Source organism: Brevibacterium sanguinis, assembly GCF_039528855.1.
GTDB lineage: Bacteria > Actinomycetota > Actinomycetes > Actinomycetales > Brevibacteriaceae > Brevibacterium > Brevibacterium sanguinis.
The window spans coordinates 175634-201547 of record NZ_BAAAMB010000010.1; the positions used below are offsets into that span (position 1 = coordinate 175634).

The 25914-nt window shown below is 68.3% G+C and carries 26 protein-coding genes; 9 read left to right on the forward strand and 17 right to left on the reverse strand.

The window, feature by feature from the left end; genetic code table 11:
• Nucleotides 1-158: 158 nt before the first annotated feature.
• Both ABD154_RS12730 and nth read right to left on the reverse strand, forming a co-directional pair.
• Nucleotides 159-932, reverse strand: a complete 774-nt coding sequence (locus ABD154_RS12730) for an NUDIX hydrolase (RefSeq protein ID WP_249120904.1) — start codon at nucleotides 930-932, stop codon at nucleotides 159-161.
• Nucleotides 929-1669 carry an endonuclease III gene (gene nth, locus ABD154_RS12735; protein ID WP_211978045.1) on the reverse strand — a complete coding sequence of 247 codons (741 nt, stop codon included), beginning with the start codon at nucleotides 1667-1669 and terminating at the stop codon, nucleotides 929-931. Before nth ends, ABD154_RS12730 begins: the two co-directional genes overlap by 4 nt.
• A gap of 199 nt (nucleotides 1670-1868) precedes the next feature.
• On the opposite strand from nth, the gene ABD154_RS12740 reads away from it, so the two are divergent.
• Nucleotides 1869-2546 carry a Crp/Fnr family transcriptional regulator gene (locus ABD154_RS12740; RefSeq protein WP_137827074.1) on the forward strand — a complete coding sequence of 226 codons (678 nt, stop codon included), beginning with the start codon at nucleotides 1869-1871 and terminating at the stop codon, nucleotides 2544-2546.
• Between the two features lie 157 nt (nucleotides 2547-2703).
• On the opposite strand, the gene ABD154_RS12745 is transcribed toward ABD154_RS12740, so the two are convergent.
• The 15 genes from ABD154_RS12745 to ABD154_RS12815 all read right to left on the reverse strand — a co-directional run bounded on the left by ABD154_RS12745 (nucleotide 2704) and on the right by ABD154_RS12815 (nucleotide 19685).
• Nucleotides 2704-3468 carry an MBL fold metallo-hydrolase gene (locus ABD154_RS12745; RefSeq protein ID WP_344251400.1) on the reverse strand — a complete coding sequence of 255 codons (765 nt, stop codon included), beginning with the start codon at nucleotides 3466-3468 and terminating at the stop codon, nucleotides 2704-2706.
• Nucleotides 3465-4439 carry an NUDIX hydrolase gene (locus tag ABD154_RS12750; protein WP_140955490.1) on the reverse strand — a complete coding sequence of 325 codons (975 nt, stop codon included), beginning with the start codon at nucleotides 4437-4439 and terminating at the stop codon, nucleotides 3465-3467. Before ABD154_RS12750 ends, ABD154_RS12745 begins: the two co-directional genes overlap by 4 nt.
• Nucleotides 4429-4902: a RidA family protein gene (locus ABD154_RS12755; protein WP_140955489.1), complete on the reverse strand. Its 474-nt coding sequence runs from the start codon at nucleotides 4900-4902 to the stop codon at nucleotides 4429-4431. The genes ABD154_RS12750 and ABD154_RS12755 overlap by 11 nt, the downstream gene beginning before the upstream one ends.
• 30 nt (nucleotides 4903-4932) lie before the next feature.
• Nucleotides 4933-5088 (reverse strand): Sp36 family protein, encoded by a 156-nt coding sequence (sp36, locus tag ABD154_RS12760; RefSeq protein ID WP_171007136.1) that lies wholly within the window; start codon nucleotides 5086-5088, stop codon nucleotides 4933-4935.
• A 186-nt stretch (nucleotides 5089-5274) separates the two neighbouring features.
• Complete coding sequence (locus tag ABD154_RS12765; protein ID WP_198500662.1) at nucleotides 5275-7638, reverse strand: transglycosylase domain-containing protein; 2364 nt, start codon at nucleotides 7636-7638, stop codon at nucleotides 5275-5277.
• 55 nt (nucleotides 7639-7693) lie between these two features.
• Nucleotides 7694-8596, reverse strand: coding sequence for a metallophosphoesterase (locus tag ABD154_RS12770; RefSeq protein ID WP_198500661.1), 903 nt, complete (start codon nucleotides 8594-8596; stop codon nucleotides 7694-7696).
• Nucleotides 8597-8606: 10 nt separating this feature from the next.
• The gene (locus tag ABD154_RS12775; RefSeq protein ID WP_198500660.1) at nucleotides 8607-9521 is read right to left on the reverse strand and encodes a metal ABC transporter permease; all 915 of its coding nucleotides are present in this window, start codon (nucleotides 9519-9521) and stop codon (nucleotides 8607-8609) included.
• Nucleotides 9518-10483: a metal ABC transporter ATP-binding protein gene (locus ABD154_RS12780; protein WP_232623847.1), complete on the reverse strand. Its 966-nt coding sequence runs from the start codon at nucleotides 10481-10483 to the stop codon at nucleotides 9518-9520. Before ABD154_RS12780 ends, ABD154_RS12775 begins: the two co-directional genes overlap by 4 nt.
• Nucleotides 10483-11550, reverse strand: a complete 1068-nt coding sequence (locus tag ABD154_RS12785; RefSeq protein WP_198500659.1) for a metal ABC transporter solute-binding protein, Zn/Mn family — start codon at nucleotides 11548-11550, stop codon at nucleotides 10483-10485. The genes ABD154_RS12780 and ABD154_RS12785 overlap by 1 nt, the downstream gene beginning before the upstream one ends.
• Before the next feature lie 144 nt (nucleotides 11551-11694).
• A complete protein-coding gene (locus tag ABD154_RS12790) occupies nucleotides 11695-12747 on the reverse strand; it encodes an aspartate-semialdehyde dehydrogenase (protein ID WP_198500658.1) in 1053 nt (350 codons plus the stop codon).
• Nucleotides 12744-14063: an aspartate kinase gene (locus ABD154_RS12795; RefSeq protein ID WP_137825063.1), complete on the reverse strand. Its 1320-nt coding sequence runs from the start codon at nucleotides 14061-14063 to the stop codon at nucleotides 12744-12746. Before ABD154_RS12795 ends, ABD154_RS12790 begins: the two co-directional genes overlap by 4 nt.
• 211 nt (nucleotides 14064-14274) lie before the next feature.
• Nucleotides 14275-14532, reverse strand: coding sequence for a helix-turn-helix domain-containing protein (locus tag ABD154_RS12800; protein WP_198500657.1), 258 nt, complete (start codon nucleotides 14530-14532; stop codon nucleotides 14275-14277).
• Entirely contained in the window at nucleotides 14532-15152 is a 621-nt protein-coding gene (locus ABD154_RS12805) for a hypothetical protein (protein ID WP_198500656.1), read from the reverse strand. The genes ABD154_RS12800 and ABD154_RS12805 overlap by 1 nt, the downstream gene beginning before the upstream one ends.
• Nucleotides 15153-15366: 214 nt before the next feature.
• Nucleotides 15367-15963, reverse strand: coding sequence for a recombination mediator RecR (gene recR, locus ABD154_RS12810; RefSeq protein ID WP_137825126.1), 597 nt, complete (start codon nucleotides 15961-15963; stop codon nucleotides 15367-15369).
• 5 nt (nucleotides 15964-15968) lie between these two features.
• Nucleotides 15969-19685 carry a DNA polymerase III subunit gamma and tau gene (locus ABD154_RS12815; RefSeq protein WP_198500654.1) on the reverse strand — a complete coding sequence of 1239 codons (3717 nt, stop codon included), beginning with the start codon at nucleotides 19683-19685 and terminating at the stop codon, nucleotides 15969-15971.
• A 140-nt stretch (nucleotides 19686-19825) separates the two neighbouring features.
• On the opposite strand from ABD154_RS12815, the gene ABD154_RS12820 reads away from it, so the two are divergent.
• The 8 genes from ABD154_RS12820 to ABD154_RS12855 all read left to right on the forward strand — a co-directional run bounded on the left by ABD154_RS12820 (nucleotide 19826) and on the right by ABD154_RS12855 (nucleotide 25893).
• Complete coding sequence (locus ABD154_RS12820; protein WP_198500653.1) at nucleotides 19826-20515, forward strand: DUF1707 SHOCT-like domain-containing protein; 690 nt, start codon at nucleotides 19826-19828, stop codon at nucleotides 20513-20515.
• Complete coding sequence (locus ABD154_RS12825; protein WP_198500652.1) at nucleotides 20515-20709, forward strand: hypothetical protein; 195 nt, start codon at nucleotides 20515-20517, stop codon at nucleotides 20707-20709. Before ABD154_RS12820 ends, ABD154_RS12825 begins: the two co-directional genes overlap by 1 nt.
• 83 nt (nucleotides 20710-20792) lie before the next feature.
• A complete protein-coding gene (locus ABD154_RS12830) occupies nucleotides 20793-21833 on the forward strand; it encodes a GNAT family N-acetyltransferase (protein ID WP_198500651.1) in 1041 nt (346 codons plus the stop codon).
• Between the two features lie 43 nt (nucleotides 21834-21876).
• On the forward strand, nucleotides 21877-22500 hold the full coding sequence (locus ABD154_RS12835; protein ID WP_232623846.1) for a DUF4178 domain-containing protein: 624 nt from the start codon (nucleotides 21877-21879) through the stop codon (nucleotides 22498-22500).
• Nucleotides 22500-23120: a DUF2617 family protein gene (locus tag ABD154_RS12840; protein ID WP_198500650.1), complete on the forward strand. Its 621-nt coding sequence runs from the start codon at nucleotides 22500-22502 to the stop codon at nucleotides 23118-23120. Before ABD154_RS12835 ends, ABD154_RS12840 begins: the two co-directional genes overlap by 1 nt.
• Nucleotides 23120-23665: a hypothetical protein gene (locus ABD154_RS12845; protein ID WP_198500649.1), complete on the forward strand. Its 546-nt coding sequence runs from the start codon at nucleotides 23120-23122 to the stop codon at nucleotides 23663-23665. The genes ABD154_RS12840 and ABD154_RS12845 overlap by 1 nt, the downstream gene beginning before the upstream one ends.
• A gap of 118 nt (nucleotides 23666-23783) precedes the next feature.
• Nucleotides 23784-24212, forward strand: a complete 429-nt coding sequence (locus ABD154_RS12850; RefSeq protein ID WP_344251401.1) for a DUF350 domain-containing protein — start codon at nucleotides 23784-23786, stop codon at nucleotides 24210-24212.
• Between the two features lie 58 nt (nucleotides 24213-24270).
• On the forward strand, nucleotides 24271-25893 hold the full coding sequence (locus ABD154_RS12855) for a polyamine aminopropyltransferase (RefSeq protein WP_198500647.1): 1623 nt from the start codon (nucleotides 24271-24273) through the stop codon (nucleotides 25891-25893).
• Nucleotides 25894-25914 lie beyond the last annotated feature (21 nt).

Consider the following 25914-nt stretch of genomic DNA (forward strand, 5'->3'; position numbering starts at 1 on the left):
GCCATCATTCACTGTCAGCGCGAAACCTCTGACCGGCAGAACGACGTTTCGCCAGCAGAACGACATTTGCCCACCCACGTCCCCGCGGGGACGTTTCGGTGGAGCCCACCCACCGAGGCGGCTCCGGGCCTGCGAAGCCCTCCCCCGAGACCGCGTCCTCAGAAGTCAATGTCGATGTGGGCGTCGCGGTCCCAGTCGACGGCCCAGCCGAGCTCGTCGAGGGCGAAGTCGAGGATGCCGGCGGTGAAGCCCCACACCTTGAAGACGCCGACGTCGAAGGCGGGGGTCGTCAGCGCGAGGTCGGGACGGGAGAAGCTGCCGCGGTTGGCCGGGGCGACGAGGTCTGCGATGGCGACGCGGTAGACGGAATAGGACTCGGCCTCGTCCATGACGGCGACGACGCCGGGCACCGCCCAGTAGCCGATGACGGGGGTGACCTGGAACTTGCTCACCGGGATGTAGAGCGGCTCGAGCTGGCCGAGGACGTCGACGCTGGCGGGGACGATGCCCGCCTCCTCTTCGGCTTCGCGCAGGGCTGCGGCGATGAGCGAGTCGTCCTCGGGATCGCGTCCGCCCCCGGGGAAGGCGACCTGACCGGGGTGGTGTCGCAGCGTGCTCGCGCGCTGGAGGAGCACGAGGTCGACGTCGGCGACGCCTTTGTCCTCCAGAGCCGGCAGCACGTCGCGTCCGGCGGCGGTGCGAGGCTTCCCGCCGCGACCGAAGAGCATGAGGACGGCGGCGTCGCGGACGACGGCATCGCCGCGGGCCTTCGCCCGGCGCAGCCACAGCGGCGATCCCTTAGAGGCGGCGAGGCGGGTGAGCTGGTCGCGCAGCTCGGCGTCGGCAGGGCTGTCACTGCCTGCCGCCTCGGCGCCGGTCGACCCCGATCCCGTACGGTCGGCATCGTGGAGCCCGTGGAGGAAATCGCTCATGCCAAGGGCGCCATCTCGTACCGGAACATCTCACGGGCCTTCTCGGGGTCGAGTTCGCCGATGCCGAACGACGGGCACAGGGTCATGAGCGGGCACGCTCCGCACGCGGGCCTGCGGGAGTGGCAGATGCGACGGCCGTGGAAGATCACCCGGTGCGAGAGCAGGGTGAGGTCCTTGGTCTCGAAGAGTCCGGCGATGTCCTCTTCGGCTTTGACCGGGTCCGTCTCCGTCGTCCACCCGAACCGGCGGGCGAGGCGGCCCATATGGGTGTCGACGGTGATGCCCGGGGTGTCGAAGGCGTTGCCGAGGACGACGTTCGCCGTCTTCCGTCCGACGCCGGCGAGCTCGACGAGCTCCTCCATCGTCCGCGGCACCTCACCGTCGTACTTCTCGACGAGATCGCCGGCGAGCTTGACGATGTTGCGGGCCTTCGCCCGGTAGAACCCGGTCGAATGGATGAGCTCCTCGACCTCGCCGAGGTTGGCCACCGCGAGCGCGTGCGCGTCGGGGAAGGCGGCGAAGAGCCCGGGGGTGACCGAATTGACGCGGATGTCCGTCGTCTGCGCGGAGAGCACGGTGGCGATGAGGAGCTGGAACGGGGTCGCGAAGTCGAGTTCGACCTGGGCGTTGGGGTACACCTCGGCGAGGATCCGGTTCATCTTCCGGGCACGTCGCTTCTTCCCCAGCGGGGTCTCCTTCGCGAACTTCCGCGCGCTCTTCTCTGCCACCGTCAACACGACTCACCATCCTAATCCGCGGGAATCGAAACCGCAGTTGTCCCGCTCACACATGAAGGGGACCCAAGCGAGGCAGTCTCCAGGAAACGACAACACACCCTCATATTCCTCATTCATCCGCCCACACGCGCGCATTTGGTGGTATAGGTACCCTTGACCAGGTAGATTTATGTGTGGAGACCATCACAAGGAGGACATTGTGGATACAGAAGTTGTGCGGGGCGCAACACTATTTGCCGGACTCGATGACGAATCGACGAGCGCGCTGATGAAGTTCATGAACCCGCGGAGCCTCCGCCGGGGCACCGTGCTCTTCCACGAAGGCGATGCCGGAGACGAGCTCTACATCGTGTCCACCGGAAAGCTCAAGATCGGCCGCGAGTCCTCCGACGGCCGCGAGAACCTGCTCTCCGTCGTCGGACCGGGTGAGATCATCGGCGAGCTCAGCCTCTTCGATCCGGGTCCGCGCTCCTCCACCGTCACCGCGGTCTCCCAGTCCGAGCTGCTCAGCCTCAAGCACGAGGACCTCACGACGTGGCTCAAGGATCGCCCGCAGGCGGGACTCAACCTGCTCAAGGCGCTGGCCCAGCGCCTGCGCCGGACGAACGAGACCGTCGGCGACCTCGTGTTCTCCGATGTTCCCGGTCGTGTCGCCAAGGCGCTGCTCGACCTCGCCGCGCGCTTCTCGAAGCCGGCTCCCGACGGAGTGCTCGTCGCGCACGACCTCACCCAGGAGGAGCTCGCCCAGCTCGTCGGCGCCTCCCGCGAGACCGTGAACAAGGCTCTCGCCGACTTCGCCGCCCGTGGCTTCATCCGCCTCGAGGCGCGCTCGGTCGTCATCCTCGACATGGAGCGCATGCGCAACCGCGCCCGCTGATCACACCCCGCAGGCCTCTAACCGGCCTCCAGAGTGAGACGAACGCCCCGACAGCTGTCGGGGCGTTCGTCGTCCGTCCGATAAGTCCGGGTCCCTCCCTGAGCGTCATCGTCGCCCGCCGGTGGTCAGACACCCGAGGCGGTCGTCCGCGCAGCTGCTACGCGTCCTCGGCAGAGAGCTCACCGAGGTAGCTGAGCTGGGCGCGCACGATCTGCTCGGCGGCCCCGCGGACGCGGGGATCGACGTCGTGGTAGACGATGTCAGTGACCTCGGCCGCCGTCGTCGCACCCTGGGCGAGGGCGGCGCGGACTTGGCCGATGCGCTCCTGCCGGTGGGTGCGGTAGTGGTCGATCACCTCGGCGGGGTTGTCGATCGTCGGACCGTGCGCCGGTTCGATCCGGGTGTACGCACCGGCATCGAGAAGCGCACGGAGGCGATCGAGGCTGTCGAGATAGTCGCCGAGGGAGCCTTCCGGGTACGTGACGATCGTCGTCCCCTCCCCGAGGATCGTGTCGCCGCTGAAGAGGACGCCGTCGTGGAGAAGGCTGATGCTGTCACTCGTGTGCCCCGGGGTCGCGACGACTTCGAGGACATCGGCAGGATCGCTGCCGAACGCGATCCGCTGTCCATCGCGCACCGGCGGGGTGTGGTGGGCGAATCGGTCGAGCACCGCGAAGACGGGCGCCTCGGGCGCCCATTCGTCGACGGATCCGAGCATCTCGGAATGATCGGCGTGCTGGTGGGTGAGGACGATCGCGGTCAGTCTCCGGTCCCCCACCTCGGCGAGGATGGCCTCCCGGTGCTCCGCCAGCTCCGGTCCCGGATCGAAGACCACCGCCGAGGTATCATCGACCGAGGCGATGACGTAAGTATTCGTCCCGGTCAGGGTCATCGGTGAGGGATTGTTCGCGCGGATCCTCATGTGTCCTCGTTCTCCTCGTCGACCACGGCGTCGTCGTCTTCACCGCCCAGGCTCATGAGGCTCGGGCTCTCGTCCTTCTCGTCGTCGCCGACGGCCACCTCGTTGTCGCGCAGCGTTCCCTTGCGGTGGAAGTCGCGGCGGGGTTGGATGATCAGCCGCCATTCGCCGTCCTCGTCGATGATCTCCGGGCGCAGCGGGTGGATGTCGCGCACCTGCGCCATGGCGGCGCCGACGCTGTGGACGGGCACGAGGCTCTCGACGATGAGGCGGGTGCTCGCGCTGATTCGGTTCGGATCGTCGGCGGCATCGGCGAGGATCTCCTCGGGCCGCTGCCACCGCCCCGAGCTCTCGTTCGAGGTGAGGAAGTCGACCTCCTGGCCGAACGGCACCGCGGCGAGGAAGTACGTCGTGTCGAAGCGGTGGAGCTGCGTGGCGGTGTTGATCCACCGCATCCACGGTTTGAGCAGATCCGGGCGCAGCTTGAGATCGCGCTCCCGCAGCACCTGCGTCCAGCCGATCTCGTTCGACAGGAGCTTGTACCGGACGGACTGCCAGTCCGTCTGCGGCGAGGCGACGAGGTCATGGTCGACGTTCTCCGCGAGCATGACGCCGGTCGCCGCGAACGCGACCCGTGCGGCCGCCGAGAACTGCTGCAGAGCCCGCGACTTGTTCTCCAGCGCCAGCGTCCGCGCACAGCGCGTCGACTTCCACCCGGTCACCGGAACATTGCGCAGGTCGGTGGGTCGCAGCTCCCCCACGGGGTAGGCGAGCCGGTTGCGGTCCTCGACCCCGCGCACGTCGAGCTGGCGGGTCACGAACGTCTCGAGCCCCTCCCGGGTGTCCCGGACGAGGATGATCGCCGAGGCGGGACGGGGAGGCTCGGGAACGGGCCGCCGCCCCTCGGTGCGCCAGAGATCGAGCAGCCAGGTCAGCTCCGAGGAGACGGGCAGATTGCGTCCGCTAAGCGGCATCGTCCTCGACCTCGACGACGACCTCGACCTCGACAGGGGTGCCGAGGGGCAGGGTGTTGACGCCGACGGCGCTGCGCGCGTGCTGGCCCTTCTCGCCGAAGATCTCACCGTAGAGCTCGGAGACGCCGTTGATGACGGCCGGCTGCTGGGTGAAGTCGTCGGTCGAGTTGACGAAGCCGGTGACCTTGACGACGCGGACGATCCTGTCGAGATCCCCGATCACCGAGGCGATGGCCGCCAGGGCGTTGAGCCCGGCGATCCTGGCCAGCTGGTAGCCGGTGTCGACGTCGACCTCGGCGCCGAGGTGGCCCGTCGTCGGCAGGGAGCCGTCGACGACCGGCAGCTGACCCGAGGTGTAGACGTAGTTGCCAGTGCGCAGCGCGGGAACGTAGACGCCGGCAGGGGCGGCGACCGTGGGCAGCTCAAGGTCGAGTTCGGCGATGCGGTCGAGCACTTTCGACATGGGTGGTCTCCTTCGACGATGTGCGGTGGGTCAGGCCTTGGGGCGCTTGAGGTAGGCGACGAGTCCGTTGTTGTCCGGTCCGGGCACGACCTGCACGAGCTCGTAGCCGTCCTCACCCCACTGGTCGAGGATCTGCTTCGTCGCGTGGACGATGAGCGGAACGGTGGCGTATTCCCACTTGGTCATGGCTCTCCTTGCCTGGTTGTCGTCGCCCGGGCCGCCCGGGCGGGATCGGGCGTCGCCGGTGCCCGGAGGACCCGCGACGACGCCGCTCCCCACACTAGCGGAGATGCGCTGGGCGTGGGGCATCGCCGACACATGCGAAGCGGGGCGAGACGACATGGTCTGTCGTCTCGCCCCGCTGGGTCTGGCTCAGTTGCCGCCGAGGCCGGGAGCTTCGTCCCCGCCGCCGTCGCCTCCGCCGCCGGTGTCTCCACCGCCGCCGCCTCCGCCGCCGCCGGTGCCGCCTCCGCCACCGCCGCCGTTCTGGGAGCCGCCGCCACCGCCACCGGTGCCGCCGCCTCCGCCTCCGCCGCCGGTGCCTCCACCGCCGCCGTTCGAGCTGCCGCCGCTGCCGGATCCACCGCCGCTGCCGCCGCCCTGGAAGTACTTCGAGCTGGGCTTGGGGAACCCGGTGTTGCCCTTCGTGTACTTCACGGCCTTGCTCATGTACGACTGCCAGGTCTTACCGGAGATCGTCGCACCGTAGATCTGACCGCGGACCTTGCCCTTGCTGTTCTTGCGCCAGTCGCGGGTACCGCTGGGGTCACCGGTCCACACGGCCGTCGACAGGGTCTTCGTGAAGCCGAGCAGCCAGGTGTGGCCGACCTCGAAGTTCGTCGTACCGGTCTTCGCGCCGGCCGGAACGCCGATGCCGAGGCTGCTCGTCGTGCCGCCGTTGAACGTCTGCGACAGTGCGTACGCGACGCCGCGGGCGACGTCCTTGTCGAGCACCTGCTTGCAGCCCTCACCGGGGACGTCCATGTTCTTGCCGTTGCGGTCGGTGATCTCGAGGATCGGCTTCGGGCCGCAGAACTCTCCGTCGTTGGCGAACGTCGCGAACGCGGCCGCCATGGCGATCGGGGTCGTCTCCGTCGTTCCGAGGATCGACGAGGGCGAGAGCGCCTGGATGAAGCCGGCGTCGTCAGCCTGGTCCAGCGGTGCGCCGCTGCCGTAGCGGATGCCGAGATCCGTCGCGGTGTTCATGATCTCGCACATGTTGAGCTGGTTGCCGATCGCGGCGTAACCGGTGTTGACGGACTTCTTGGTCGCCTCGAGCACGGACATCGAGCCGTTGCCGCCGCCGTCACCGGCGTTGTTCGGATCCCAGTCGCCGCCCATCGCGGGGCAACCGCTGTACTTCCAGGAGCTCGCCGGGAAGTTGCGCTTCGTCGCATTCACCGTCGCGTTGAGGCTCTTGCCCTCCTTGAGCCATGTCGCGAGCACGAACGGCTTCCATGTCGATCCGACTTGGAACCCACCACCGCCATTGTGCTTCTTGTCGACGGTGTAGTTGATGCTCGTCTTGGTGTTCTTGTCCTCTTCGCTGACCTCCCCGACCGTGTACTCACGGTTCTCGGCCATGGCGATGACCTCGCCGGTGCCGGGTTCGACCGTCACCAGCGCGTGGCCGGCACCCGAGGGATCGCCGACGGGAACGCGCTTCTTGACCTCTTTGTCCGCGATCTTCTGGATGTCGGGGTTGAGGCTCGTCGTGATCGTCAGACCGCCGCGCTGCAGGAGCGCGAGTCGGTCTTCGACGGTCTCGCCGAAGGATTCGTCGTTCTTGATGACGTTGGTGACATAGTCACAGAAGAACTCCGCGTTGTTCTCAGCGGCGGAACAGCCGTTCGGCGTCTCCTGGAGGTTGAGGTCGAGGCCCGTCTTGACCGCCTCGTCGTACTCCGCCTGCGTGATGTGGCCGTACTTGAGCATCTGTCCGAGCACGACGTTGCGACGTTCGAGCACGGCGTCGGGGAATCGCTGCGGGTTGAACGCCGCAGGATTCTGGACGATGCCGGCGAGCATCGCCGACTGCTGGATGTTGAGGTCCTTGGCGTCGATGCCCCAGTACCGATACGCGGCGGCCTGAACGCCGTAGACGTTCGGCGAACCCGAGTAGTTGTTGATGTTGAGGTAGCGGTTGAGGATCTCCTGCTTGCTGTACTTGTTCTCGACCGCCACGGCGAGTTTGGCCTCACGGAGCTTGCGTGCGTAGCCGGCGGTGCCCTCCGACTCCTTCGCGGCGTCGATGCCTGCCTGGTTCGACTCCGCGTTGGCGTTCTCCGCCAGCACGTTCTTCACGTACTGCTGAGTCAGCGTCGATCCGCCCTGCGTCGTCGAGGAGACCATGTTGTGCACGGCCGCGCGGGCGATGCCCTCGAGGTCGATGCCGCCGTGGTCGAAGAACCGGTAGTCCTCGACGGAGATCGTCGCGTCCTGCATCGGCTGCGAGATCTCCTCGAGGGGAACCTCGACGCGGTTCTGCCAGTAGAAGTCGGCGATCTTCGAGCCGTCGGCTGCGAGCATCGTCGACTTCTCGCCGAGGTCGCGTTCCTCGAGGGTCGCGGGAAGGGCGTTGAAGATGTCGACCGCGCTGTTCGCGCTGGCGGTGGCGACACCGACTCCGGGGATGGCAAGACCGGCGGCCACGATTCCAGCCACCGCGCTCACCGCGACGAACTGGAGGAAGGCCGCCATCTTGGTCGGTTCAGCATTTGACTCAGGAGACACCATGAAACCAAGTTTAACCAACCGCAGATGAGCGCTCACTCAAAGAACGGTGAAAACCCTAGGGGCGGGGCACCAGGGTGAGCAGTGCGACTTCCGGTGGTGAGGCGAAACGCACCGGTGAGAACGGTGAGAACCCGAGGCCGGCGGAGATCTCGACGGTTGCATCACGATATGGGAACACTCCGCGCGCCCGTGTCCGATCGAGGTCGCAGTTCGTCACCGGCGCACCCCAGAACGGCACCCGGATCTGACCGCCGTGGGTGTGTCCGGCCATGATGAGGTCGGCTCCCGCCGAGGCGAACGCCTCCAGGGTTCGGGAGTAGGGGGCGTGCGTGACGCCGATCGTCAGCTCCGCCGCGGCATCGAAGCGCGGGAAGACCAGCTCGCCGGCGGCGTCGAGGCGGATCCGGTCACGATCGATGTGGGCATCGCCGAGCCCCGCGAAGCCGATGCGGGTCCCCCGGATCTCCAGCACCGCCTCGGCGTTGTCGAGGAACACCCACCCGCGGTCCTCGAACCCGCGGACCAGGGACCTGACGTCGAGATCGGGTTCGGTGCGGTGCTTGACCTCCGAGGGCGAGCGCAGGTACTTCGCGGGATTCTTCGCCTGCGGGGAGAAGAAGTCGTTGGATCCGAGGACGAAGACGCCGGGGACATCGAGCAGGCCGTCGAAGACGTCGAGGACGGTCGGCACGATGTCGGCGGAGAGGTTGTCTCCGGTGTTGACGACGAGGTCGGGCTCGAGTCTCGTCAGGCCCGCCACCCACGCGGCACGATGCCTCTGCCACGAGGTGAGGTGGAGGTCGGCGACGTGGAGGATGCGGATCGGCTCGGCACCGGCCGGCAGCAGCGGCAGGGTGTGGCGGCGGACGGTGAAGAGGTGGGGTTCGATGCCCGCTCCCCAGATGCCGGCGGCCGCGGGGACGGCGAGGGCGCCGGCGACAAGTGCGCGTTTCTTCATTCGCCCCAGTCTAGGCGGTCGCCGCAGGCTCAGCCGACGTTCGAGCCCTGCCTGCCCGCGCAACCCGCCGACGGTGCAGCGCGGTGAAGCGGCGGTGGCCGATGACCCGGCAGACGAGGTAGATGAGGAAGGAGATCGTCGTGACGAACGGGCTGATCGGGACCACGGGTGAGCCGAGGGCGATGAGGATGCCGCCCACCGAGGCGGTGACCGCGAAGATCACGCTGAGCACCGGGACCCACACCGGTGACGCCGAGACCTGGGTGGCCGCGGCGGCCGGGGTGATGAGGAGGGCGAGGACGAGGAGGACCCCGACGATCTGGACGCTCAGGGCCACGGCGAGGCCGAGGGTGAGCATGAAGACGATCGTGAGCACGGAGACGGGGACCCCCTTCGCCCGCGCGACCTCGGGGTCGAGGCTGGCGAAGAGGAGCGGGCGCCAGACGAACGCGAGGACGGCGAGGACGATGAGCGCAGAGACGACGAGCGTGGTGATCTGGCCCGGGGTGATCGCGACGATCTGACCGGTGAGCAGCCCGAACTTGCTCGCCGAGCGACCGTCGTAGAGGGCGAGGAAGAGGATCGCCAGGCCGAGCCCGAAGGGCATGAGCACGCCGATGATCGCGTTCTTCTCCGAGGCTCTGGCTCCGCCGACGCCGATGATGAGGGCCGCGAGGATCGAACCGACGATCGACCCGGTGACGACGTCGAAGCCGACGAGGAGGGCGAACGCAGCGCCGGCGAAGGAGAGCTCGGAGATCCCGTGGACGGCGAAGGGGATGTCACGGGCCATGACGAAGACGCTGATGAGGCCGCCGACGACGCCGAGGAGGCCGGCGGCGATGAGCGAGTTGGCGAGCAGGGCGACGAGTTCGCCGTAGTCCTCGAAGGAGAACAGGCTGCCGAAGATCTCGGTGACGGTCATCGGTGCGCTCCTCGGCTCGCCGCGGCACCCGGGTGTGCCGCAGCACCCGTGTCCGCGGTCTCGCCGCCGGCGTGGTGGCCGGGGTGGACGTGGTGGTCGATGCACTCGTCCTCGCCGCCGACGACGATGAGGCGCCCGCCGACGCGGACGACCTCGACGGGTGAGCCGTAGAGCCGGGTGAGCGATTCGGTGGTCATCACCTCGGCGGGGGTGCCGATGAGGAAATGCCCGCCCACGATGTAGAGGACGCGGTCAACGTAGGGCAGGATCGGGTTGATCTCATGGGTGACGAAGAGGACGGCGGCGTTGCGCGTGTCACGCTGTTCGTTGATGAGACCGGCGACGACCTGCTGATGGTGCATGTCGAGGGAGAGCAGGGGTTCGTCGCACAGGAGCACCGAAGGGTTGCTCGCCAGGGCCTGCGCGACGCGCAGCCGCTGCAGCTCTCCCCCGGACAGCGTGCCGGCCGGGGCGTCGGCGTAGGCGGTCGCGCCGACGGCGGCGAGGAGTTCGTCGACGTGCTTCCGCCGCTTCCTCGACGGCCATCCCGGCCCCCACCGGTAGCCGTCGATGCCCATCCGCACGATGTCGCGTCCGCGCATCGGGGTGTGCGGGTCGATTCCCCGCTGCTGTGGGATGTAGCCGATCGCCGGGTTGCCCGCGTGGATCGGCCGGCCGTCGATCTCCGCGCTGCCGTGGTGGAGCTGATGTTCGCCGAGGAGGACCTTGAGCAGCGTCGTCTTCCCCGTCCCGTTGGGGCCGAGGACGGCGAGGAACTCCCCCGGCGCGACCTCGAGATTGAGGTCGTGCCAGAGCACCCGGTCGCCGAAGCGCAGCTCGGCATCGTGGACTTCGATGACCGGTGCCTGTCTGACCTCCGCACCGTCCCCGCCGGAAGGCGGCGCGCCCGGTGCGGTGGCGATGCTCTGCGGCAGGGCGGCCGTGTTCGTCTCAGGGTTCATCAGTGATCGTGTCCTTCGAGTGCCTGGGAGATCGCGTCGATGCTCTCCCCGATCCAATCGGTGTACTGCGCGCCTGTGGGCATCGTCTCGGCGAGGTCGACGACGGGGACGTCCGAGGATTCGGCTGTGGCCTTGAGCTGTTCGGCCTGCGGTCCCGCTGCCTGGGTGTTGTATCCGAGGAGGACCGCCTCCCGGGAGGAGATCTGCTCCTCGGCGTCCTTGAGCACGAGCGGCGGCACATCATTGCCCTCCTCGACGGCGGCGAGGAACTCCGGACTCGTGATGTTGTCAAGCCCCATGTCGTCGAAGAGCCACAGCGGGACGGGTTCGGTCGTCGCGACCTTGTCGCCCCCGTGGTCGGTCCTGATCGCGTCGATCGTCGTCTCGAGTCCGCCGAGCTGCTCCTTGTAGGCCTCGGCGTTCGCGGCGATGTCGTCCTCGCGCTCCGGCAGGGCTTCGCCGAGGTGGACGGCGACGTCGTCGACGAGCCTGACCATCGTCGGCACCGAGTACCAGAGGTGTTCGTTGAACTCGCCGTGGTCGTGACCCTCATGGCCGGCCTCGCCGTGGTCGTGGCCCTCGTGGCTGTCGCCGTCGGCATCATGACCGTCGGCTTCGGTGTGCCCGGTGTGCTCGCCGCCCGCAGACTCATCCTCGCCGTCACCGTGGGAATGGGGCGCGCTGCTGACGTCCTCGGAGCCGGGCAGTCCGGAGATCGCGACGACGTCGATGATCTCCGGGGTCGCGTCGGAGGCCTCGAGCATCGTCGTCATGAAGCTGTCGTACCCGCCGCCGTTGATGACGACGAGGTCGGCCTTGGAGAGCTTGAGCCGGTCCCGCGTCGTCGCCTCATACGAGTGGGGATCCTGGTTGGGGTCGTCGATGATCGCGGTCACGTTCGCCGCATCGCCGGCGACCTGGGAGACGATGTCGGCGTAGACGTTCGTCGAGGTGACGATCGAGAGTTCGCTCGACCCCGTGGCCGAACCGCCTCCGCACCCGGCGAGCAGCAGGCCGCAGGAGAGCAGGATCGCCCCGCTGCGGAGGGGAAGACGGGACAAGCGCATGGCGGGCCTTTCGGTTGCAGGGGAGCGTTGCTGTCGCTCACACTACTCAGCCGAAGGGCCCGCCACTAATATAAATATTTATATATAGCAACCTGTTTATGCGTCAGCTCAGGTTGCCACCAGCGCTCATCGGGCGCTCCGCGCTCAGGCTGCCTGGGACGCGAGCTTCTCGGCGAGGAGCGCCGCGATCTGCACGGTGTTGAGCGCCGCGCCCTTGCGCAGGTTGTCGTTCGAGACGAAGAGCACGAGCCCCTTGCCCGCGGGTGCCGACTGGTCGGCGCGGATGCGCCCGACGTAGCTCGGGTCGTTCCCGGCCGCCTTGAGCGGGGTGGGCACTTCATCGAGGACGACACCGGGGGCGCTGCTGAGGATCTCCGTGGCGCGTTCGGGGGTGATGTCTCCGTCGAATTCCGCGTGGATGCTCAGGCTGTGCCCGGTGAACACGGGCACGCGCACGCACGTGCCGGCGACGAGGAGGTCGGGAAGGTCGAGGATCTTCCGGCTCTCGTTGCGCAGCTTCTTCTCCTCGTCGGTCTCGAGCTCACCGTCGTCGACGATGCTGCCCGCCAGCGGCAGGACGTTGAAGGCGATGGGCTCGACGTAGTTGTCCGGCGCAGGAAGGTCGACGGCACTGCCGTCGCGGGTGAGCTTGCGGGCATCGGCGACGCCGGCTTCGAGCTGACCGGCGAGCTCCTCGACGCCGCTGAGACCCGAGCCGGACACCGCCTGGTAGGTCGCGACGATGAGGCGCTTGAGCCCCGCCTCGGCGTCGAGGGCCTTGAGCACGGGCATCGCGGCCATCGTCGTGCAGTTGGGGTTCGCGATGATCCCCTTGGGCACGGAGTCGAGGGCGCCGGGGTTGACCTCGCTGACGACGAGTGGGACCTCGGGGTCCGAGCGCCACGCCGAGGAGTTGTCGACGACGATGACCCCGGCCGCGGCGAAGCGCTCGGCCTGCGCCCGGGAGGTCGCTCCGCCGGCGGAGAACAGGGCGATGTCGAGACCGGTCGGGTCCGCCTCGGCGGCATCCTCGACGACGATCTCACGGCCCTGGAATTCGACGACCTTGCCGGCCGAGCGCGCCGAGGCGAAGAGGCGCAGGGTGTCGATCTCGAACCCGGGATCATCGGCGAGGAGGTCGAGCATGACCCCGCCCACCTGGCCGGTTGCTCCGACCACTCCGATTGAAACGCTCATCGTCCTGTCCCTCCGTAGACCACTGCTTCGTCTTCGTCACTGTCGAGTCCGTACGCCGCGTGTGCGGCGCGGACGGCGTCGTCGAGCAGGTCGGCCCTGGTGACGACGCTGATGCGGATCTCCGAGGTGGAGATCATGTCGATGTTGACCTGAGCGTCGCTGAGCGCTTCGAAGAGCGTCGCGGTCACACCCGGGTGGGAGCGCATGCCGGCGCCGACGACGGAGAGCTTGCCGATCTGGTCGTCGTAGCGGACCTGGTCGAAGCCGATCTTCGCCTTGGCGGCGTCGAGGGCCTCGATCGCCTTCGACCCGTCCGTCTTCGGCAGGGTGAAGGAGATGTCGGTCTTGCCGGGCTCCCGGGTGGAGATGTTCTGGACGATCATGTCGATGTCGATCTCCTGGCCGGCGATCGTCTTGAAGATCTCCGCCGCCTTGCCGGGGATGTCGGGCACGCCGACGATCGTGACCTTGGCCTCCGAGCGATCGTGGGCGACACCGGAGATGATTGCCTGTTCCATGGTGGACTCCGTTTCTGATTCCGCTGCCTTCGCACTGCGTGCCGGCAGAAATGCTTCGGGGACGGGCGAGTCGGTGACCCAGGTGCCCTGTTTGCGGGAGAACGACGAGCGCACGTGGACGGGCACGTCGTAGCGGCGAGCGTATTCGACGCAGCGGAGCATGAGGACCTTGGCCCCCGAGGCGGCCATCTCCATCATCTCCTCGAACCCGATCTCGTCGATCTTGCGCGCTGTCGAGACGATGCGCGGGTCGGCGGTGAAGACGCCGTCGACGTCGGTGTAGATCTCGCAGACATCGGCGCCGAGCGCGGCCGCGAGTGCGACTGCGGTCGTGTCCGAGCCGCCACGGCCGAGCGTCGTGATGTTCTTCGCCGTCTGGCTCACTCCCTGGAAGCCCGCGACGATGGCGATGTTGCCGTCGTCGAGGGCGGAGCGGATGCGGCCGGGCGTGACGTCGATGATCCGCGCCTTGCCGAACTGCTCGTCGGTGATGACGCCGGCCTGCGAACCGGTGAAGGACTGGGCCTCGAAGCCGAGGTTGGCGATCGCCATCGCGAGCACGGCCATGGAGATCCGCTCACCGGCGGTGAGCAGCATGTCGAGTTCGCGGGCCGGCGGCAGCGGGGAGACCTGCTGGGCGAGGTCGATGAGGTCGTCCGTGCTGTCCCCCATCGCCGACACCACCACGACCACCTCGTGGCCGGCCTGCCGGTATTCGACGATGCGTTGGGCCACCCGTTTGACCGACTCGGCGTCGGCAACGGAGGACCCGCCAAACTTCTGGACGACAATGCTCACTGAAAGTCTCTTCCTGTTCGCGTGTGCGGACTGCGCCGGTCGATGCTCTCGCGGTGCCGATGCCCGCGATGATGCTCGTACGTGCAGGCGGCGTCGGCGAACCGGCGTCCCCACCATTGTAGGAGGTGGCTCCCGCCGCTCGTGGGGGTGCCCGTCATGCAGACAGTCGTCTCATCTTTCGGGGTGTCGGTGTCCGCGGCGCGAGGTGGCGTCATCCCTGGCCCGGCTCGGCCGGCGGCCGGGAGGAGGGAACGACGGTGAAGATGTCGCCCGGCTGGCAGTCGAGCGCGGCGCAGAGGGCGACGAGCGTCGAGTACCGGATCGCCTTCGCGCGGTTGTTCTTGAGCACCGACAGGTTGGCGAGCGAAACGCCGACGGCATTCGACAGTTCGGTGAGCGTCATCTCCCTCTGAACGAGCAGCGCGTCGAGATGGCAGACCACGCGCCCCTCGCCGAGGTCGGCCGGCATCAGACGAGCCCCTCGAGCTCTTCCTGTGCCTTCCGCCCGGAGACGAAGCTGCGTCGGAGGAGCTCGATGACGCCGACGATGCCGACGATGACGTACGTCTGCGCAATCGACGCACTGGAGCCCACTTCGTCCGCGATGTTGAGATCTCGGGAGGCGAGATTCGTCCCAAGAGTCGTCGAAATGAAGTACGTGATGATGCCGCCCATGAGCACCCAGTTGAGAACGCCCAGAGCCCGGAGAGCCGCAGGGGTGAATGGATTGCCCGCCGAGATCGCCCTGACCACCGGAACGAGGGCGACTGCTGCGCCGAGGAGTGTGAGGACCAGCGAGAGCTTCGCGATGATGAGGAACACCATCGTCTCCGTCGCCAGATCTCCGGTTGACAGCGTGACCTGCGTGAGGCCGCTGAGATTCGCCGAATGGCCAGCGAGATCGAGTGAGGCGACGTCCGAATTCGACAGATCGAACCGTACGGTGATCTCGGATCGCACGATCCCTGCGACGAAGAGGCCGATCAGATAGACGGCGTAGATGCCGGGAGCGAAGGCGATGAGGAACACCCCTCCAGCGGGCAGCCCTTTTCGTTCGTCCGGTTCGCGTCGTCGAGCGTTCTCTTCCATCACTGCCTCCGCTCTCGTGATCACCTGGACACGTCCGGAATCCCGCTGCCGGGCAACACGTGTCACCTTATCGATCATCGATATATCGATAATCAATATGTTGCACCGTGCGCACTCGGGAGTCAAGGGATTCTGAGGAGTCATGTGGCGTCACAGCCGCCGTTGCTGACCGATCGTGGGTGCCGTCGCGGACGCCTGCCGCGGCGGAATCTGCTCAGTCGATCTCGCGGCGGCCGGAGAACGCCCGGCCGAGGGTGACCTCGTCGGCGTACTCGAGATCGCCGCCGACAGGAAGGCCGGAAGCCAGGCGGGTGACCGTGACACCGAGGGTGCCGAGCAGACGCACGAGGTAGGTCGCCGTCGCCTCGCCCTCGAGGTTCGGGTCGGTGGCGATGACGACCTCGTCGACCTCGCTGTCCTGGAGACGGGGCATGAGCTCCTTGATCCGCAGGTTGTCGGGCCCGATGCCCGCCATCGGATCGATCGCTCCGCCGAGGACGTGGTAGAGGCCCCGGTACTCGCGCGTGCGCTCGATGGCGACGACGTCCTTGGGCTCTTCGACGACGCAGATCATCGTGCGATCGCGACGCGGATCCTGGCAGACCGTGCACTCGGCCTCCTCGGAGACGTTGCCGCAGATCTCACAGAAGCGCACGCGCTTCTTCACCGCGCTCAGCGCCTGGGCGAGCGCGTTCACATCGCCGGAGTCGGCCTGGAGGATGTGGAACGCCAGCCTCTGGGCCGACTTGGGCCCGATGCCCGGGAGCTTGCCGAATTCCTCGACCAGGTCCTGGAGGGCACCTTCATACACTGCGCTCATACGTCTCTCTCATCGATGATCTCTCCGCCGAGGACCTTGGCGATCACCGAGACCCCGACCTGCGGGGCGTCGGAGATGTCGAGGTCCGTTTCCGGATCATACTCGTCCTCCATCGACCCGGTGGACGAGGGTTCCGGGGCGGCGGCGCGCTGTGGGGCGAAGCCACCTGGCGCCTGGCTGGCAGGCGCGCCGACATCACCGCGCGGGTTCTGTGCGACCGAACCGCCGGTGTCCATGCCGTGGCGCTCGGCGATCGCGGCGAAGCGGGATTTGAAGGGCTTCACCGCACCGGCGCCTCCCGTCGGGGCCGGCGTGGGAGTCGAATTCGGCGCCGGCTGGCCCGCACTGCCCTGTCCGCTGAAGTCGACATCGGGATCTGCATACGCGCCGAGGTAGTCGAGATCGTCGTCCTCGGGAGGAGGCACGACGACAGCCCCGACGTCGACGGCACCGCTGCCGGCACTCGTCGAGTCGACGTCCGCGGCTGCTGGACCCGAACGCTGCGGCGCATCGTGCCAGACGGGTTCTTCCCACCGTGGTTGGACGTACTCCATCGGCTCATCGGCCGACTCATCGGCGGCAGACGTCGAAGCACCGGCCCCAGTCCCGGAATCAGTCCAACTCGCAGTGCTGTTCTCGTCGGCTCGCGAGTCCGTCGCAGCGTTCGTCGCGACCGCTGACGACGCTGCTTCTCCGATGGCTGAGTCTCCGCCGTCCGGGGCGCCGAGGCCGGCACCGGTCGTGGGCGGACCGAAGAAGTCCTCATCGGACAGGTCGGGAACGACGATGTCGGAGTCGACGGCAGCAACACCGTGATCGACGGGAGCAGCGCCGGTGTCCGGATCAGCCGGAGCGGAATCAGACTGAGCGGAAGCGGAATCGACGCCTCCGACCAGTCCGTCAGCGACGGGGGCCACAGCGGTCGAATCGGGATCGGCCGGGGTGGATTCCGTGTCGACTCCTGCGGCCGGATCGTCGGCTGAAGTCGACCGGTCAACGGAAGTCGGCTCGTCAGCGGAGGGTGCCGCGGGGGTCGAATCGGCGGCGTCCTCTGCCTCGGCAGAGTTCTCCGACGCACCCGATTGAGCCGGTGATTCCCCCTCCTCGTCGTCGGAGGACCAGGGACCCTGCGGCGAGTCGCCGGTCTCCCAGAACTTCTCATGGTCGACCTGGGGCTTGTCGACCTCGCGGGTCCCGACGACAGCGGCGACCTCCTGCGGGCTCGGCCGCCGGAAGTCAGCACTCGGCCCGCGGTTGCCGCCGGCCGGGTTCAGGCCATGTCCGGACTGGTCGTGTCCGCCTGAGTTCCCGCCCTGATTGCCGCCGATGCGTCCGACGTCGCCGATGTCGATGCGAGCCTCGATGCCGAGGACATCGTTGATCGCCATGGCGAGCTTCGCCGCGTGGTCGCGCTGCTGGAACCCCTGGACCGAACCGGCGTTGTTGAAGCCGAGGTAGACGACGCCGTCGGCGAAAGACTGAGGGATCGCATTCGCAGCGATGATCGCGCGGGTCAGGCGGCTGCGCTTCTCCACCGCTGCGAGGATGCTCGGCCAGGCGCGACGGATCGCTTCGATCTCTCCGCCGATGCCGCCGGCTCCGGCACCCGATGCCGCCGGTGCCGAATTCGCTGAACTCTCGTCGGCGACCGGGTCAGGGCGCTGAACATCAGGGTGCGACGGACGATCGGCAGACGGCGACGCGGGCCGAGAATCGGCCGGCTGAGTCGTGGAACGCTGCTCGCCACCGTCGCTCTGTCGAGCGGATTCCGGCGAACCAGAGCGCTGACTGTCGCCGGGACCCTGCGGTCCCGGGTGCGCGTGCATCGGCGCGTCCTGCTGTGGCCGACCTGCCGATTGTTGGGGCTGCTCGGCCGACTGCTGCGGTTGACCCTGTCGCGGGTCGGCAGATCGCGAGTCGGCAGATCGCGGGTCATTGGGAGGCGAGTCAGCGGACCGCGCGTCGGCAGACCCGCGCCCGGTTGGCCCATGCTCGGCAGGTCCGAACTCGGACGACCTGCGCTCGGACGGCGCGTTCGACCCGGGACGAGGTGATCCGTGATGATCCGCATTCGTCCTGTGGCCCGCCGGGGCACCGCTCGAGCTACGAGCCCCCTCTCCTCCGGGAGCAGGGTTCTCGGACGCGAAGCGTTCAGGAGCAGAGTTGCCAGCAGGAGATGAGTTCCCAGCAGGAGCCGACCCCGGTTCGGGAGCGGAACCCGCGTGCGGAGCGGAGTCCGCCGCCGGCACGTCATTGAGCATGGATTCGGCCGCCGCCGCGATCGCGGTGAGCTCGTCGAAATCGTCAGGGGCGGAATCCGTGAAAGGCCCAGCGCCCTGCGCCGACCCGCCACCGCCGGCACCAGCCGGCGCACCACCCTGACCACCGGCACCGCCCTGGCCGCCACTAACCGGCGCACCCGACCGACCGTCACCAACCGGCGCACCGCCTTGACCGGCAGCCCCGGCACCCGGACCGACCGCCTCGGCGGGAGTCTGCGGAACAGCCTGCACGGGAGCCTGCGGAATCGTCCCACCCGACCCGGAGGCGGACATGCCGATCCGGCGCTCCATCCGCTCGACGCGGCTGAGCACGGCATCGCGGCTGCGGGTGGTGGCGGGCAGGAGGATGCGGGCGCAGATGAGCTCGAGCTGGAGCCGCGGCGAGGTCGCCCCCGACATCTCCGTCAGGCCCTGGTTGAGGATGTCCGCGGCACGGGAGAGCTCGGCCTGGCCGAACCCGCGCGCCTGCAGGGTGAGGCGCTCAAGACGGTCCGGCGGCACCTCGGGCAGGAACGCATGCGCGGCCTCGGGAGCGGCATGGATGACGATGAGATCGCGCATCCGCTCGAGCAGGTCCTCGACGAACCGCCGCGGATCCTGCCCCGATTCGATGACGCGCTCGATCGCCCGGTAGACGCCTGCACCGTCCCCGGCGGAGAACGCGTCGACGATGTCGCTGAGCAGAGAGTCCGGCGTGTAGCCGAGCAGCGCCACCGCCGTCGCATAGTCGACGCCGTTGGGCCCGGACCCCGCGATGAGCTGGTCGAGCACGGACAGCGTGTCTCGCACCGACCCGCCGCCGGCACGCACGACGAGCGGCAGCACGCCCTTGTCCACCTGGACGTTCTCCCGCGCGCAGAGCTCTTCGAGATAGTTCCCCAGCGCCTCGGGCGGCACGAGCCGGAACGGGTAGTGGTGGGTCCGCGACCGGATCGTCCCGATGACCTTCTCGGGTTCGGTCGTCGCGAAGATGAACTTGATGTGCGGCGGCGGCTCCTCGACGATCTTGAGCAGAGCGTTGAAGCCCTGCGAGGTCACCATGTGCGCCTCGTCGAGGATGAACACCTTGTACCGGTCGCGGGCCGGCGCATAGATCGCGCGTTCGCGCAGGTCACGGGCATCATCGACGCCGTTGTGGCTGGCCGCGTCGATCTCGACGACATCGAGCGACCCGGGTCCTCCGTTGGCGAGGTCGCGGCAGCTCGGGCACTCACCGCACGGAATCGGGGTCGGCCCCTTCTCGCAGTTGAGACAGCGCGCGAGGATTCGCGCCGAGGTGGTCTTTCCGCAGCCGCGCGGCCCCGAGAACAGGTAGGCATGATTGATGCGACCGCGTTCGATCGCGGCCTTGAGCGGCTCGGTCACATGCTCCTGACCGATGACCTCGTCGAAGGTCTCTGGGCGGTAACGTCTGTACAGTGCGGTGGACACAGGACAAGCCTAATGCCACCCCCTGACGTAGGACACGGTCATCGTCGCCAACCAGTCCGTCGACCGGTCCCTCGCCCCGGTCCCCGTTGTGAACCGGTCCCCGTTGTGACCCTGGCCCCATGTCGGGCACGATAGTGCGTATGACCGACGCCGTCTCTCCGCCCGAGGACTCCGATCCCGCCCGCACCTTCCGGATCGGGCACAAGGAGCGCGACGAGGCGATCGAGATGCTGCGCGAAGCCGCCGGGGACGGCCGGATCACCGTCGAGGAGCTCGACGAGAGGATGGAGCTCGTCCAGCGCGCGAAGTTCCCCATCGACCTCGATGAGGTCCTCTCCGATCTCACGACTCAGCTGCCCTCGGAGCGCTACCGTCCCCGCACCGAGGTGGCCCGCCGAACCCCGCCCTCCGCACCGGCCCGCCGGCTCCCGCCCCATCAGCAGACCCGCGGCTGGGATCCGTCCGATCCGCTCGTCGTCAAGGCGACGTGGGAGTCCGAGCACCGCCGAGGCCGCTGGCAGGTCCCGCCCTACATCCGGGCCGAACCGTCGATGTCGAACATCGAGCTCAACTTCCTCGAGGCCGACACGACGCTGGCGACGATCGACATCGAGGTCGTCGCCGGGATGGGCTCGCTCATCGTCGTCGTCCCCGAGGACTGGGCCGTCAACGTCGAGGATCTCTCGAAGTCGTGGGGTTCGGTCAAGACCCTCGTCGACGCGGTGCCCACCGGACGCGCCCCGACCATCGTCGTCGGCGGGTCGATCGGGATGGGCAGCTTCCGCGCCCGGTACGCGAACTTCTTCGACCGCCGGCGATTGGCCAAGTGATGCCTCCGGGACTCGGCGCCATCATCTTCCTCACGATCGCCATCGTCATCGTCTTCAGCGTGGGCTTCTTCCTCGTCCACCGGGTGATGACGAAGCCGGGCACGCACATCGGCTCCCGCCTGCCCAAGGACGGCCACGACGGCGAGCAGCGTCCCGGAAAGGGCCCCACGCACCCAGGCCCGAAGGACCGCTGACACGGCAAGGGCATTTGCCCGAACACCCCACCTGACCGGGGATAACCCTTGCAATGGCACGCGTCACATGATGCACTCATTGCATGGCTGAGCTCATCGTGACCCGCCTCGACGCCGACGACGCCGACGGTCTCAGGCAGTGGCTGACGATCATGCGCGAGGGCTACACGGACGATCGAACCGCCGTGTGGTGGCAGAGCGAGGAGTCGATGCTCGTCCAGTTCGCCCACCCCCGCCACGACAGGACCGACATCGCCCTGCTCGCCCGCCTCGGCGACGAGGCGATCGGCGGGGCGGAGATCACCCTCGTCTCCGACTCCCCCGCCCTCGTCGAACTCGCCGTCCTCCCCGCCCACCGCCGGCAGGGCCACGGCACGACGATCGCCGAGGCGGTCGATGGGATCCTCCGCGACTCCGCGGCGACGATCGTCCAGACGGAGACCTATTCGCCTGCCGGCATCGCCTTCGCCGAATCCCGCGGCATGCACGTCGGCAACGCCGAGCAGCGTCTGCTCCTCGACCTGCCCGCCTATCTCGACGCCGACGCCAACCGCTACAAGTCCCGAGCCGCTCCGGCCCCCGACGTCGGTCCCGCCGATCCCACCGAGGTCCACCCCGACCCCGACTGGTCGATCGTCTCGTGGATCGGCATGTGCCCCGAGGAGCTCGTCGAGGCGTGGGCGACCCTGCGCAAGCAGATGGACGAGGACGTCCCCCTCGGCGCTCTCACCCGCACCGACCACCACGCCGACGTCGCCGCGATCCGCAGCCATGAGGAGCGGATGGACGAACAGGGCTGGGTCCTCGTCAGCTCGATGGCGGAGATGACCGGGGACGAGCCGCTGGCCGTCGGGTACACGGAGATCATGGTCTCCCGGCACGCCCCGGAGATCGCCGTCCAGGAGGACACCCTCGTCGACCGCGCGTACCGCGGCCGCGGCATCGGGCGGGCGCTGAAGATCGCGAACCTGCGCCAGCTCCACGACCTCCCGGAGGCCGCCGCGGTCCGCTGGCTGCAGACGTACACGGCCACGGACAATGAGGCGATGCTCGCGCTCAACGCAGAGCTCGGCTTCGTCGTCGCCGACACGATGACCGCTCTCGAAAGCCCGGTTGTCGATTAGACTGACTCTGACCGCACCGGCTATCGAAGCGAAGCAGGCTACCGTGTCCTCCTCCAACGTCATCATCATGATCGTCGTCTTCATCATCGTCGTCATCGTCACGATCCTCATCGTGCGGTCGCGGGCGAAGAAGGCGCAGAGGGAGCGCGAGGCGCGGAACTCTGCCCCGAGCACCCCGCGCGACCCCTTCGCCGCCGACCAGAACACCGGCGGCGACCCCGCCCAGATCAAGGCCGGCGACCTCCTCGAGTTCGGCAATGAGAAGTACTTCGTGCGCGGCACCCTGCGGATCTCCGAGGGCGGCTACGACTGGGCTGAGCACTTCTTCCAGTCCGACGACTCCGCGACCCGCCTGTGGCTGACCGTCGAGCACGACCCCGACCTCCAGGTCTCGCGCTGGCGCGACCGACCCGACCTCGACATCGAACCGACGTCGAAGTCGATCACGATCGACGGCACCGACTACAGCCTCGTCGAACACGGCACCGCCACCTACCGCTCCGAGGGCACGACGGGGCTCAACGAGAAGGGCGGCCTCGACTACGTCGACTACGAGTCCCCCGACGGGAAGCTGCTGGCGTTCGAGCGCTTCGACCACGGCCGCTGGGAGGTCAGCACCGGCGAACCCGTCCCCGTCGGCTCCTTCACGATCTACTCGAGCAGCTGATGAGCCTGACCGCCCCTCACGTCACCGTCGACGTCCCCTTCGCCGACACGAGCGCCGACGACCTCCGGTTCTCCCTGGACCGTCCGCGGATCGCGCCGCTGGCCAGTGAGATCGTCGACCTTCAGCCGGCGGGCGTCACCGGTGCGGGGCTGCGGCTCGAGCTCCACGTCATCGGCTCCTCGCATCAGGTCATCCTCGCCACCGCGGCCCGTGACCTCCTCATCGAAACCTTCGCGTGCCCGCCGGCCGAGGTGCCGGCTCAAGCACCGACCACCGTCACGGCCCTGCCGAGCTGGGATGCCCCGGTGCGGACCCGTGGTGCGTGGGCCGGGTTGACCCGCCATGAGTTCCGGTGCACCCGCACGGCGCATCCGGCGGAGTTCCGCACGTCCGTCGCCGAGGTGCACGATCGTGTCCGCGCCCATGACCGTCACGTCATCGCCCGGTTCCCCGGTGACCGCGATGCGCTCACCGCACTCGCGCTCACGACCGCCGGCCAGGGCCACCTCGCGTGGGAGACGTGGCACGTCTACCCGCAGCACGCGGAGATCGTCCGCACGACGACCGCGCTCACGGGCGCACCGGAGCCGGCGACCGCCTCGGCGAGGGGTGGGCGGTGATGTCGAACAATCCGAACATCTCCACCGGCGGCGGCTCCTTCGACTTCGACGCCGAGCACAACCGCGGCAACCGGTTCGGAGGCGGGCCCTTCGACAACGGCCCCGGCGGACGGGGCGGCGGACCAGGTGGCAACGGCCCCGTCGGCAACGGTCCCTTCGGCAATGGCCCCGGTGGACGGGGCGGCGGAAGCTCGGGTGGGGGCTCGGGGAGGAAGCCGCGCCGCTTCGGCTGCGGCGCCGTCATCGGACTCGTCGTCGTCCTCCTCCTCGTCGCGATGATGTTCCAGAGCTGCGGGAGCAGTTCGGGCGGCGCGAACTGCGGGGACTACGACCTCGTCGACAACCAGTACGTGGAGAACCCCGGCCAGGGCGACTACGTGAAGAACGGCGACAACTACGACTACGTCGGATGCGACGCCTCCCGCTCCGGCGGCGGAGGATTCTTCTTCTTCCCGTTCTTCTTCGGCGGCGGCTCGGGCGGAACCGGGTCGAACTACGGGGACGGCTCGAACTTCCGCGGCGGCGGACCGGGGTCGGGCAAATGAGCGGCACGACCCAGAGGAGCGGCACGACCCCGAGGCGCCGCCCCGGCCGGTCGAACCACCTCGGCCAGATGACCAGACAGCGACCGAACCAGCGACGACAGCACCAGGAAAGGCAGCCATGATCCTCGACATGCTCCTCTACGAGACCGGGGTCGTCCTCGCGTATGCCGCGAGCGGAATCCTCCTCATGTTCATCGGCTACTTCGTCGTCGACCTCCTCACCCCGGGCAAGCTCCACGTCGTGCTCTGGGAGCAGAAGTCGCCGAACGCCGCCGTCCTCGTCGCCTCCGACCTCCTCGGTGTCGCGATCATCGTCATCGCCGCGATCCGCGCGAGCGCCGACGACCTCGGCGCCGGCATCGTCACGACGCTGCTCTTCGGCATCATCGGCATCATCCTCATGGCCGCGAGCTTCCTCCTCATCGACGCCCTCACCCCGGGCAAGCGCGGTGAGATCGTCAACGCGACCACGCTCCACCCCGAGGTGTGGGTCAACGCCTCGGCGCACATCGGCAACGCCGGCATCATGGCCGCCGCACTCCTGTGACCCCTGCCCCACCGTCTGCCCGGCCCGGCACGGGCGCTGCCCGCAGGATGCGACCGCATTGAGCACGACCGCACCGGCACCGCTGACGCTCCCGCTGCAACCGGGTCCTGCCCGCTTCTTCGTCCTTCTCGCCGTCTTCATCTGCGCGAGCTGCGGGATGGTCTACGAGCTCGCGCTCGTCGCGCTCGGGTCCTACCTCCTCGGCGACACGATCGTCCAGGCCTCGATCGTGCTCGCCGTCATGGTCTTCGCGATGGGCATTGGGTCGCTCGCGACGAAGCGCCTCACCCGCTTCGCCGCCGTCGCGTTCGCCCTCATCGAAGCCGCCCTCGGCATCATCGGCGGCCTCTCCGTCATCCTCCTCTACCTCGCCTTCGCCTTCGCCGACGTCTACACGGTGGCGATGGTCGGGCTCGCGTTCCTCATCGGAGCGCTCATCGGCGCGGAGATCCCCCTGCTCATGGAGCTCGTCCAGCGCATCCGGGCGCAGCGGGCCTCGAGCGCCGTCGCCGATCTCTTCGCCGCCGACTACGTCGGGGGCCTCGTCGGCGGACTCGCCTTCCCGTTCGTCCTCCTCCCCCTCTTCGGGCTGACGAAGGGGGCGCTCGCGGTCGGCATCACCAACACCGTCGTCGGCATCCTCATCGTCCTCTGGCTCTTCCGCGCCGAGGTGGCCCGCCGCACCCGGGTCCTGCTCGCCGGCCTCCTCGTCCTCATCGTCGGCGGCCTCACCGTCGTGTGGGTCTTCACCGACGACATCGAGGTGACGACGCGGCAGCGCCTCTACCGCGACCCCATCGTCGTCTCCGAGCGCACCGACTACCAGGAGATCGTCGTCACCGAGTCCCTGCGCACCGGTGACACCCGCCTCTATCTCAACGGGGACCTGCAGTTCGCCTCGGTCGACGAGTACCGGTACCACGAGTCCCTCGTCCATCCGCTGATGAACGGGCCCCGCGGCAATGTCCTCGTCCTCGGCGGCGGCGACGGGCTCGCCGTGCGGGAGATCCTCAAGTACCCCGACGTCGAAACCGTCACCCTCGTCGACCTCGATCCCCGCGTCGTCGACCTCGCCCGCACCTCGCCCCACTTCACGGCCTCGAATGAGAACTCGCTCGACGATCCGCGGGTGACGACGGTCGCCGCCGATGCGTTCACGTGGCTGCGGGAGACCGAGCACCCGGCCTACGACGCCGTCATCGCCGATCTGCCCGACCCCGATGACGTCGCCACCTCGAAGCTCTACAGCGTCGAGTTCTACGGGCTCATCAGGCAGGTCATGGCCCCCGGGGCCCGTCTCGTCGTCCAGGCGGGCTCCCCGTACTTCGCCCCGGAGGCGTACTGGGGAATCGGGCAGGCCGTCACCGAGGCGGGACTGGCGACGACGCCGTACCACGTCGATGTCCCGAGCTTCGGCGACTGGGGCTACTTCCTCGCCGCGGCTCCCGGGGATGCCGGCAGCAGCGGCACTCCGGCGGGGACCGACGGCGGCACCGGTCCGATCGTCGCCCTGGCGCCGGATGCGCCGACGGATCTGAGGTTCGTCACCCCCGAGGTGCTCAGCGCCTCGACGACGTTCCCGCCCGACCGCGACCGTGCGTCGGTGAGGAACGTCGAAGCCTCGACCCTCCTCCACCCGAAGGTCCTCGACCAGGAGCGCGGAGCCTGGGTCGGGTACTGAGTGCAAGGTCGGGTGCTGAGC